11 protein-coding genes are annotated in these 11,135 nt (G+C 54.4%); 6 read left to right on the forward strand and 5 right to left on the reverse strand.

Annotated features, from left to right (window positions below):
- Together K5905_RS16625 and K5905_RS16630 are read left to right on the forward strand one after the other, a co-directional pair.
- Positions 1-278: DNA polymerase III subunit chi (locus tag K5905_RS16625; RefSeq protein ID WP_297585861.1), on the forward strand; the 278-nt coding region annotated here is incomplete at its 5' end.
- 28 nt (positions 279-306) lie between these two features.
- Entirely contained in the window at positions 307-699 is a 393-nt protein-coding gene (locus tag K5905_RS16630; RefSeq protein ID WP_297585863.1) for a rhodanese-like domain-containing protein, read from the forward strand.
- 32 nt (positions 700-731) lie between these two features.
- On the opposite strand, the gene K5905_RS16635 is transcribed toward K5905_RS16630, so the two are convergent.
- The 4 genes from K5905_RS16635 to K5905_RS16650 form a co-directional block, all read right to left on the reverse strand.
- Positions 732-1,916: a hypothetical protein gene (locus tag K5905_RS16635; RefSeq protein WP_297585864.1), complete on the reverse strand. Its 1,185-nt coding sequence runs from the start codon at positions 1,914-1,916 to the stop codon at positions 732-734.
- A gap of 198 nt (positions 1,917-2,114) precedes the next feature.
- On the reverse strand, positions 2,115-2,813 hold the full coding sequence (locus K5905_RS16640) for an HAD family hydrolase (protein ID WP_297585865.1): 699 nt from the start codon (positions 2,811-2,813) through the stop codon (positions 2,115-2,117).
- Positions 2,813-4,696: an ABC-F family ATP-binding cassette domain-containing protein gene (locus tag K5905_RS16645; RefSeq protein WP_297585866.1), complete on the reverse strand. Its 1,884-nt coding sequence runs from the start codon at positions 4,694-4,696 to the stop codon at positions 2,813-2,815. Before K5905_RS16645 ends, K5905_RS16640 begins: the two co-directional genes overlap by 1 nt.
- Positions 4,697-4,808: 112 nt before the next feature.
- The gene (locus K5905_RS16650) at positions 4,809-5,894 is read right to left on the reverse strand and encodes a prolyl oligopeptidase family serine peptidase (protein WP_297585868.1); all 1,086 of its coding nucleotides are present in this window, start codon (positions 5,892-5,894) and stop codon (positions 4,809-4,811) included.
- A gap of 143 nt (positions 5,895-6,037) precedes the next feature.
- Here K5905_RS16650 and K5905_RS16655 point away from each other — a divergent pair, with 143 nt between their 5' ends.
- Complete coding sequence (locus tag K5905_RS16655) at positions 6,038-7,081, forward strand: AraC family transcriptional regulator (RefSeq protein WP_297585869.1); 1,044 nt, start codon at positions 6,038-6,040, stop codon at positions 7,079-7,081.
- On the opposite strand, the gene K5905_RS16660 is transcribed toward K5905_RS16655, so the two are convergent.
- Positions 7,051-7,920, reverse strand: a complete 870-nt coding sequence (locus tag K5905_RS16660; protein ID WP_297585870.1) for a DUF4344 domain-containing metallopeptidase — start codon at positions 7,918-7,920, stop codon at positions 7,051-7,053. The genes K5905_RS16655 and K5905_RS16660 overlap by 31 nt on opposite strands.
- Positions 7,921-8,164: 244 nt before the next feature.
- Here K5905_RS16660 and ndk point away from each other — a divergent pair, with 244 nt between their 5' ends.
- The 3 genes from ndk to K5905_RS16675 form a co-directional block, all read left to right on the forward strand.
- Positions 8,165-8,587: a nucleoside-diphosphate kinase gene (gene ndk / locus K5905_RS16665; protein WP_297585871.1), complete on the forward strand. Its 423-nt coding sequence runs from the start codon at positions 8,165-8,167 to the stop codon at positions 8,585-8,587.
- Positions 8,588-8,776: 189 nt separating this feature from the next.
- On the forward strand, positions 8,777-9,901 hold the full coding sequence (locus K5905_RS16670) for a YHYH protein (protein WP_297585872.1): 1,125 nt from the start codon (positions 8,777-8,779) through the stop codon (positions 9,899-9,901).
- A gap of 101 nt (positions 9,902-10,002) precedes the next feature.
- Positions 10,003-11,135, forward strand: a 1,133-nt coding sequence (locus tag K5905_RS16675; protein WP_297585873.1) for a molybdopterin-dependent oxidoreductase, incomplete at its 3' end; no start/stop codon positions are given.

Genomic DNA, 11,135 nt, shown 5'->3' on the forward strand with positions numbered 1-11,135 from the left:
TACCGCATGGCACGAAAAACGACGGCCACGCGGAGCACCAGCCGATTTATCTGACGGCGGAACAGGACAATCCCAACGATGCGGATGTTCGTTTTCTTGTCGACCGTGCCGCACCGCCATCGCTCGATGGATACAAACGGGCTATCTATATGTTCGACGGCAACGATCAGGAAGCTGTCCTGGAAGCAAGACAACGCTGGAAGGAAGCAAAGGCTGAAGGTTTCGAAATCGCCTATTGGCAGCAGACTTCGGCAGGTGGTTGGGAACGGAAGGCTTAACCTGGCTGAGTATTTTGAGGAGGAATGGATGACCAAGCTGAAAATGTCATCATCGGATCTGGTCGCCAAGGCACGGGCGCAGATCGAGGAGATAGAGACGGTCGATGCAATTGCACTCGTTGAAGACCCTCGAGTCCAGTTTGTTGACCTGCGGGACATCCGCGAACGCCAGCATTCCGGTTTCATTCCGGGCAGTTTTCACTGCCCGCGCGGAATGGCCGAATTCTGGGTCGATCCGGAGAGCCCGTATTTCAAGGAAATTTTTGCTGAAGACAGGCGTTTCATTTTCCACTGCGCGGCCGGTTGGCGCTCGGCCCTGACCGTGGCCACTCTCAAGGAAATGGGCTTTGAAGTCGCCCACCTGAAGGACGGCTTCAATGATTGGGTGAAACAGGGGGGACCTGTGGAAGAAACAACCTAAAACAGTTTGCCTTCAATCGTCGCAGATATTCCTTAGTTCGCCGTCAACGACAGGCGTAGACCATTGAGTGCGGGTTCCGAAGAATCGAAATCCGTTTCATTTTCTCTCCCACCATTTATCGTGACTAAGGGATCTGCAATCTCTTCTTCAACTTCCGTTGCTTCACGAATTTGGTCGATCTTGCCGTAATAGTCGCCTACGCCTAGAACCTGCTTGGCCCAATTCAGCATTTCATCATCGACATATTCGTCGCCATATTGCCGGACCCTGTTTTGATTGGCCATATCAACAAGTGCCTCGGAAAGGGCTTCGTCGGATACGTCTTGTGCAAGTACGTCGACGTCCTCTTGTTGTTGGGCAAGCGTAGTTTCTACATCTCTCAATGCCTTGAATTCTTCGCTAGCCAATGCATCACTGAGCGCAATTCTTTCAGCCTCGTAAGCCGCCAGTTGCTTCTCCGTGAAATCTGAGGTGTCCGTCTTGTCCACCTCGGAGAGCCGCGCTTCGAATTCATCGGCCGTCAGATCTTCATACGCAAAGGAATCATGGGCTGCGAGATCCGACAGTGTCTCGAAAAAGTTGGTTCTTGCCGCTACGAGATTTTTCTCTGCCTTTGCAAGATCTTCATTCAATCGTTCGTAATTCAGTGATGCTTCAACGTAGGCAACTACCGAAGCAAGGTGTGGACTGTTGGAGTTGATATAGGCGTTGTAATTTCGGTTGAGAGAATTCAGGCGTCCAAGCTTCGCGTTCAAGTTTGTTTGCTTCAATTTTGGGCTCGTAGGGGGGAGCGTAGACACGTCTGCGAGTTTGACGCGTTCGGATTTCGGTAAACGGTGACTTGCCGAGCTTGAACTTCCACGCGCAGTGTTTTGACGGTTGAACAAGGAAGATTTCGCCTCTGTGCGTTCTCCGAAAACAGAATTCAGAAAGTTGCTGAGCCCTTTGCCGTTTCCGTGCTTTGCCTTCTTGTTTCCCCTCAAACTCTTGAAGACGTTGTTGCTCTGATTGGAAGCGGAATTCGAAGAGGAATTGTTTCCTTTGGAACTGTTTCCATTTCCTTTTCCACTTGAATTGCCGTTTCCGTTTCCGTTACCACCATTCCCATTCCCATTCCCATTCCCATTCCCTTTTCCGTTATTCGCAAATGCCTTGTCCGTGGTTACTGGCGCATAAGACAGGTTATTTGTGAGAACCGGTGCCAATACCAGCGCCATTGCGCCAAGTATTAGAATGATGGGTTTAGTGAAGGGCATGCCGTTACCTTTTTCGCATCAGTGTATTCCGTTGGATCCACGCCAATCCACAACGCGACGAGTCGTGCAGGGATTAATATCTTGAACCGGGAGTCCAAACGTTTTCTAAGCACAACCCGCCAGAATTTAATCAAATCCGGAAGAAAGGATTTTTCGCACCTACGACAGTCTTGCCAGCAGATGCGGCACCTTGCCGATATGATCGACCCGGTGAAACCGGTCAGAGGATTTCGGGGCATCGGCCTCTTCGAGCGACCAGGTAATTTCGTAAGGGACATGAACACCGATGGCGCCGGCTTCCAGCGCTGGAAGGACATCCGACTTGAGGGAATTGCCGATCATCATGGCTTCTGCAGCGCCGGTGCCGTGACGGGCAAACAGGGTGGCATAGGTACTTGCCGTCTTTTCCGAAACGATTTCAATTCCGTCGAAATAAGCGTGGAGCCCTGAGACCGTGATTTTCCGTTCCTGATCGAACAGATCTCCCTTCGTGATAAGCACAAGCTTGTAATCGGATTTGAGCTCTTCGAGCGTTTCTTCCACATATGGCAACGGCTCAACCGGATGCGAAAGCATGTCGCGACCGGCTTCCAGAATTTCCGCGATCACATCCGCATGAACTCTCCTGTCGGTGACTTCGATCGCGGTCTCGATCATGGAAAGGGTGAACCCTTTCACGCCGTATCCATAGTGAAGCACGTTGCGTCGCTCTGCAGCCAGCAAACGTTCCTTCAACTGATCCTTGTCGGTAAAATCTGCAAGCAGGGCTGTAAACCGTTCTTCCGTCAGACGGAACATCCGCTCATTATGCCACAGCGTATCATCCGCATCGAAACCGAGCGTGGTGATGTCGTTCATCAGCTGGCTTCCTCGAATTCTGCCGACAGCTCAAGCCATTCCTCTTCCGTTTTAACCAGCTTCTTTTCGCAAAAGGCGCGTTCCTTGGCGAATTTGGTCGCTCGTTCCGGTTCACGGGTGAAGAAGTCCGGATCAGCCAGCGCATCGTCCAGCTTGCCGATTTTCTCTTGCAGACGGGCCATTTCCTTCTCGGCCGCGTCGATCTTCTGCTTCAGTGGTTTCAGCTGAGAGCGTTTCTGGGCAGCCTCACGTCGTTTTTCCTGCGCCGAGGCCTTGTCTGCTTCCTCGCTAGCCCGGTCCCGGGCTTTTTGCGCAGCTTCCGGCCCTTGAAGGATCAGCCGGCGATAGTCTTCCATGTCACCGTCATAGGGCTCGACCTTGCCGTCGGCAACCAGCCACAGGCGATCGGCGCAGGCTTCCACCAGGTGCCTGTCGTGGCTGATCAGAACGACAGCACCCTGAAAATCGTTGAGCGCCATGACTAGCGCTTCGCGGCTGTCGATATCCAAATGGTTGGTCGGCTCATCAAGGATCAGCAGGTGAGGGCCATCAAAGGTTGCCAGGCCAAGAAGAAGCCGTGCTTTTTCACCTCCGGAAAGATCCTTGGCGGGTGTGTCCATCCGGTCCGTTGGCAGACCGAACCGGGCGACACGGGCCCGGACCTTTGCTTCCGGCGCGTCGGGCATGAGTGCACGCACATGGGCGACCGCGCTTTCTGCCGGTTTCAATTCATCAAGCTGGTGTTGTGCAAAGAAAGCGATCTTGAGTTTGCTGGCCTTGGTGATCTCACCATCCATGGCACCCAGACGACCTGAAATCAGTTTGGCAAAGGTCGATTTGCCATTGCCGTTGGCACCGAGCAACGCTATCCGGTCATCCGTATCGATATTCAGCGTCAGCCGTGACAGGATTTTGCTATCGCCATAACCGGTGGCGACGTTTTCCAGTTTGATGATCGGTGGAGCCAGCTGGTTTTCGGGATCCGGAAAATGGATCGGCTTGCTGCTCGCTTCGGTCAGGGCCGCGATCGGTTGCATCTTTTCCAGCATTTTCAGCCGTGATTGCGCCTGTCGGGCTTTGCTCGCCTTGTAACGGAACCGGTCGACAAAAGCCTGCATATGTTTGCGCTGGGCGTCCTGCTTCTCCTTTGCCTTTTCGGCAAGGATCATAGCCTCGCGCCGTTGACGGTCGAAACTGTCATAACCACCCGAATAGTAGGTCAGCTTGCCTTGTTCCAGATGCACAATGCTGTCGACGGCCTTGTTGAGAAGGTCCCTGTCGTGTGAAATCAACAACACTTGATGCGGATAGCGCGCAACATAGTTTTCCAGCCACAGGGTGCCTTCCAGGTCAAGATAGTTGGTCGGCTCGTCAAGCAGCAGGAGATCCGGCTCAGAAAAAAGCACTGCTGCAAGTGCAACGCGCATGCGCCAACCACCGGAAAACGATGAGCAAGGGCGTTTCTGCGCCGTAGCATCAAAGCCAAGCCCGGATAGAATCGCGCCAGCACGTGCTTCGGCTGTATGCGAGCCGATGTCTGCAAGGCGTGTATGGATTTCAGCGATCCGGTCCGGATCCGTTTCCGTTTCGGCTGCAGCCAGAAGCGAGCTGCGTTCCTTGTCGGCCGCCAATACGACCTCCATCAGCGTTTCTTCCGTGCCGGGAGCTTCTTGGGCAACCTGACCGATGCGGGCACGCTTGGGGGTCTGAACCGAACCGGTTTCCGTGGCGAGGTCGCCGGTGATGATTTTGAACAAGGTTGTTTTGCCGGCGCCGTTGCGGCCCACAAGTCCGGTTTTGGCTTTACCGGAGAGGGTCACACTGGCCTTGTCGATCAGGAGTCGGTCCCCGATCCGGTAAGTTAGGTCTGAAATCTGTAACATGGCCGGATGTTTGGCGAACCCGGGCCAAGGATGCAAGAGGAAAGCGGGCTTCGAGTTTCTTCCACACAGACGCTGTGGCAAAGCTGCACATGCTTTGCCACAGTCAGGCAAGTCAGCTTGCCAGGAAATTCACGATCTCTTGTGTAATTCTCTGGTGCTGACGCTCCCGATCCGAAGTTCCCTTGATGCAGACGATTTCATCGCCGGGTTCGTGAGTTCTCAGAACCTCGTATCCCTCCGGTTTGCAAATACCCATAAAATCAAAATGTCCGGCGTCTGGCAGTTCGATGTGATGCACTTTGTCAGGAGAAAGTGCAGCGGCAAGTGCTCGTGATTCAACCTCCTGATTCAGCATATCGCCGCGCTCCGATCCGAGCACCAAGACCGGAATATCCAGCATGGTCAAGCTTTCACGAGACAGAACGGGTGTTCCTCCGAGATCAAGGCTGATCACCTTAAGGATGCGCGGATCCTTGCGGGACATTTCCATTTGCTTCTGATCGGCAGGGGTTTCGGCAATCGACCATCCGGCAAGCACACTGCAGGCGACCGGCAAAGCCGCCCCGGTGCAGGCAGACCGGTAGAGTTTCGTGTCGAATGTCGCACCGGCGAGCAGTAACACGGTAAATCCCCCCAGCGAGTGACCGGCGGCGTAAATGCGTGTTGGATCAATTCTATCGCTGAAGCGACTGTCCTCAATGAGATATGTGATCAATCGCGTCATGTCGCGTGGTCGTTCCCACAGTTCACGTGCCTGGTCCGGGTCGCGCAGGAAGGTGCTTGTGCCGGGATGGTTGACCATGGCAACCAAAAAACCGCGCCGAGCGAGTTCTGAGCCGAGCCAGGCTTGATTGAATGTGTTGCCGTACATCCCATGCGACACTACGACGAGAGGGAAAGAACCTTCGGCGGGGTTCCCATCCGGATCCGCAAGAGCCATCTGCCACACCTTGCTTTTATCGGCACGGTTGGACTTTTCCGGTGTGGAAGTTGGATACCAGATATCTCCGGCTAGCGGCCGATCGCTCCGCTCGTCAACGACAGTCAGCCGGGTTACTCCGGGTCCGTAGCGTTGGTCGGCGGTTTGCCCGGCTTGCGTCTGGCTGAAAGTGGCAGTGACGGGTGAGGACGCAATAACAAGAACTGTGGTGACACTTGCCAGAATGTGATTTCGCAACGTGTGAAAAGTCTGCCGCATGTTGACGATCTCCAATGAAGGGACGGGATGTGCCTTGAGATGCTGCTGCGACTGCTTGTTTGACAATAACCGAAGGGTCGTTGTGCTGTCCTCAAACGTGATAAAGGACAGGAAAGTCGGCACATTTTCCAAATTGGCCTCAGATGATCAGCATTCCCGTCTCGTTTTTGCTTGCAGCAATTTTTTTCTGCCTGGGTCTCGGAGCGTTTTCCTGGCAGCGATTGCCTCTGCTCTCGCGGCTGTTGTTTCTGGTGTTGTTCAGCCTGATGGCGATGGAGGCGGTGCTGGTCGGGTTTCGCTTCGCTTTGGGCAACCTTGAGTTTTTGGCAATACAGCGGGTTCTCCCGGTCTGGATCGCGCCTGCGGCTTACTTGGCCTTTGCAGTGATGGCCAAGGCAGGAGCACAGGCATATCGAGCAGTCGCCTTTCATGAAGTCATCGCCGTTGCGTTTACTCTGGCAATGTTTATGCCTGCGCCTTTTGTTGGTTACGTCGACGCCTTGATCGCTGCAAGCTTTGCAGTCTATTCAGCGCTTCTCTTTCGACTTTGGTGGCTCGGACCGGATCACTTGTCTGAGGTCGCGACCAATCTGCATGACCTCCTTCGCCGACTGTTGGGACTGGCAATCCTTGTACTGATTTCGACCATGCTGATTGATGTGCTTATCGCGTTCTTGTTTGCTCAGGAACTCGATGATGCCGCCGCAATAACAATTTCGGTTGTCAGCCTTTTGTTCCTGGCACTCGCATTCGTCGTCGTGATCATCTCGTTGAAGGTGCGGCTGTACGCGCAACTCAATCAAGGGAAGGGGACGGCTGAAGACACAGAAGGCAGTGAATTACTGGTTGATGCAGCGCGCAGGATTCTGATCGACAAGCAACTTTACAAGGATCCAGGACTATCTCTTACACGGTTGGCGCGCAGGGTTGGTGTGCCTGACCGCGATCTTTCCCGGGCGATTAATCAGCACACGGGCAGCAATGTCAGCCAGTTCGTCAACCAGGTGCGTCTTTTTGAGGCCGCAAGATACCTGGCGACAACAAGCGAACCGGTCACTCGAATTCAGGAGAAGGTGGGTTTTCTCACCCGATCCAACTTCTACAGGGAGTTTCAGAAGCAATTTGGGGACGCACCCGGGACATACAGGAAAAAGGCTCAGTCATCTTCGGCCAATATGTCCAGGTAAACATCCGCAAAACCGGAGAGCATTTCATGGCAAAGGATGACCTCGCGAGCTTCAGGGTCCCAAAATGCGTTTTCCTCATCACAGGCAGCTGCTCGAAAAGTGACTTTTTCCGGTAGGTCGTAAAATGTGTCGAGCTCTCTTGCGACCTGTTCCATGAGCCCGCTCTCCTTCAGGAACAGCGCCATGGATTCGTGGCCCGCTGGAGCTCTCTCATGAACGACCTCGATTTTTCCGCCGGGTGTGTCGCTATCGCGAACAAAGGGATCTGTAACGGCTTCCCAGCTGTCTGCGGCTTGCTCGTAGTCCAACCCGCAAGTTTCGATCCGCTCTTCGGGCAGCCCCAGATCCTGAGCCAGTTCCAGGAAAATGTCTTCATCTGCACCAACCATAAGGCAAAGCATGCGGTAACCGCGTTGCTGATCCAGGTCGTGCTCGTCATAAAAGATCAGGCTGTCATAATCTTCCTCTGCAATCACGAACCAGCCGATCATGGCGTTCGTGAGCAAAAGGTCCATGTTGTCGGTGTCGGCCGCCAGCATGGATACGGTGGCCAGATTGTCGACCGCATCTTCCTCCTGCGCCAGAACCGGCAGCTCCAACTCGGAGATCAGCATGTGCCCACCTTCGTGATAGAGCGTGAAGAGCACATTTCCGGCGACAAACACCAGCAGTTCTTCGCGCTCATCAGACGAAAGCGCAGCAAGACTTTCATCCAGACCAGTGAAACTTGGTATGTCGTCTTGCGCGGGGACGGAAGGCGATGCCACTACGAGTGAAAGCCAGAGCGTCGTGATAACCTGGAAAAGGTACGATGAAATCAATGCAAACAGCGCAGCCAACTTATTCTTTCCTCAATGGGAACTCATACCGCTTCCGGCAGGGCTTCCAAAACTGACAGCTGAAGATTATGCATCTGGTGGTGTTTTGCCAGCAACAATTCTGCTTGCTGAAAGCCTCCAACATCAAATTGTCATCATTGCGCCCCTTGCGGGCGCAGCAGCGCGCCGTTATTAAGGCCGCGAAATTTTGTGAATTACGGTCAGGTAACCCGCCGACCGCTTCTTAACCGAGAAAGACATAACCATGGCGATTGAACGCACGTTTTCCATGATCAAGCCGGATGCCACCAAGCGCAATCTGACCGGCGCCATCACAGCAAAGCTGGAAGAAGCCGGCCTTCGTGTTGTCGCATCCAAGCGCGTTTGGATGTCCCTGCGTGAAGCTGAAGGTTTCTACGCAGTTCACAAAGAGCGTCCGTTCTTCGGTGAGCTGACCGAGTTCATGTCTTCCGGTCCGACTGTTGTTCAGGTTCTGGAAGGCGAAAATGCAATCGCAAAGAACCGTGAAGTCATGGGTGCAACCAACCCGGCTGAAGCCGCTGAAGGCACGATCCGCAAGGAATATGCTCTTTCCATCGGCGAAAACTCCGTTCACGGTTCAGACGCACCGGAAACCGCTGCGGAGGAAATCGCGTTTTGGTTCTCCGGAACCGAACTCGTCGGCTAAATCCAGCCGCTTCGTGCAAATTGAAAGCCGGTCCGTCAGGGCCGGCTTTTTTTGTGTCTGCGCTAAATTGCTCCGATTAGCCAAGCTGGCTGTTACATCAGGATACAAATTCATACGGACCTGAGACAGTGTTTCTGCTCAAACCAATCATTATTGCGATGTCTGGGTGATTTGTTTTGGAGACAAATGATGCGTTTATCAATTGCATTGGCGGGATTGCTGGTGGCTGTTCCAGCCGCAGCACACGAAACACATGGAGTGTTGGCCGGTGAAGAACCGTTGGAGCCCGCCAGTATTGGCGATGAGATCTGGGACCTGTTGATCCCTCAGGCCGATGCGTCTGCAGATATTTCAGTCGATGGCACGACGCGGCATATTCGTGCAAACGGATATCCGAACAAGGCTCCGGGAAGATTTCCGAACCGCAACAACCCGCATAGCATTTCCAAAAAGAACTACAATTTGAAAGTACCGGTAAATCCACGCAAAAACGGTCGCGCAACTCCTGCCCAAGGGGCAGTATTCGGGATTGCCACCAACGGCGTAGTCATGGACCCGGGAACTGCTGAGTATTGGCAGAACAATCGACGATCCGGCTGGAATTACGAGGCGCTGGGCGGGGCATGCAAGCTCGGCCTCGACAAATACAATGCGCATGTTCAGCCGGATGGGACCTATCACTATCACGGCATTCCGACTGGCGTACTGGCCGCAAGTGGTGGCAACTCGGTGCCCGCGATGATCGGATATGCAGCCGACGGTTTCCCGGTCTATGGCCAGTACGGCTACTCCGACCCCGGAAAGAAATCCGGAATGAAAAAGCTTCAGAGCAGTTACCGGATCAAGAACGGCACCCGCCCCAGTGGCCCAGGCGGAAATTACGACGGAAAATTCACGCAGGACTGGGCCTATGTTGTAGGATCTGGTGATCTTGACCAGTGCAACGGACGTTTCGCGGTCACTCCTGAGTTTCCGGATGGAACGTATCATTATGTGTTGACCGACACGTTTCCGTTTATCCCGCGTTGCTGGATGGGATCGCCGGATTCAAGTTTCTCCCGTCTGAAGGGGCGCGGTCAGCGCGCTGAATTCGGGACAGGTGAAAGTTCGCCGACAATCGATTTTGCGGCCATGACCGATAACAGTGATACCGCTCTTCGGTTAATTCAGGCACAAGGTGGCCAGCGCCCGCGGTTCCTTCCCGGTGGTCGTCCGCCACCTCCCGGCGCAGGACGCGGCCCGGGACGCGGGCAGGGGCATGGACCGCAAGCTGGCGGTCGCCCGGGTGGCCGAGCGCCCTGCAGCGGCAGTTGAGCGAAGACAACAGCACCAAGAGTTGACGGAGAGGCGCTTGACGGCGCCTCTCTTTGGTCTTCATAAGGCTGTAAATTCTTTTGCCCGAAGAACGGACCAAGATGAACCAGCAGCCGCCAAAAAGCACTTTTTCCGCCTGTCCGCATGACTGCCCGTCGTCTTGCGCTTTGGACGTGCATTTCTATCCCCACGGCGATGTTCGGCGTCTGAACGGTGCAAGAGACAATGACTATACAGCTGGTGTCATCTGCGCCAAGGTTGCGCGCTATCCGGAGCGTCTCTATCACCCGGAACGTCTGCTCAAGCCCATGCGCCGCGTAGGCAGGAAGGGGGAGGGCCGTTTTGAGGAAATCACCTGGGAAACGGCTCTTGACTTGATTGCCGACAAGTTCCTGACGGCCGAGGCGGAATTCGGAGCAGAGAGTATCTGGCCGTATTTCTACGCCGGCACGATGGGGTTGGTGCAGCGGGACAGTATTCATCGGATGCGCCATGCCAAGGGTTACTCACGCCAGTTCGACAGTTTCTGCACAAATATGGCCTGGACCGGCTATGTTGCCGGAACCGGCCGTCTGACCGGGCCGGATCCGCGCGAAATGGCGCGATCCGATCAGGTCATCATCTGGGGCACAAACCCGGTGGCAACTCAGGTCAACGTAATGACCCATGCAATTGCCGCCAGGAAAAAACGTGGTGCGCGGATTATCGTCGTCGATGTCTACGAGACGGAAACGATGAAACAGGCCGATATCGGCCTCATCCTGAAGCCCGGAACAGATGCGGCACTTGCCTGTGCGATCATGCATGTCCTGTTCCGTGACGGTTATGCCGACCGAAAATATCTCGAGAAATACACTGATTGCCCGGGCGAACTGGAAACCCACCTCAGGTCCAGATCGCCTGAATGGGCCGCAGGAATAACCGGCCTCGAAGTGGCGCAAATCGAGGAAGTGGCAAAGCTTGTCGGTGAGGTGAAAAAGACATTCTTCCGGCTCGGATACGGCTTTACGCGCTCGCGCAATGGCGCCGTTGGCATGCACGCCGCTGCATCCATTGCAGCCATAACCGGAAGTTATCAATATGAAGGCGGCGGAGCCTTCCACAACAATGGCGGTTTGTTTCAATTCAACAAAGAAATGGTTGAAGCCGGGTCATTGAAAGACGTTGCCGTGCGCGCGCTCGATCAGAGCCTTGTCGGTAGGGTTTTGACCGGTGACGAGATGGCTCTGCTCGG

The organism is Roseibium sp., from assembly GCF_025698965.1.
In the GTDB taxonomy this organism is placed as follows: Bacteria; Pseudomonadota; Alphaproteobacteria; order Rhizobiales; family Stappiaceae; genus Roseibium.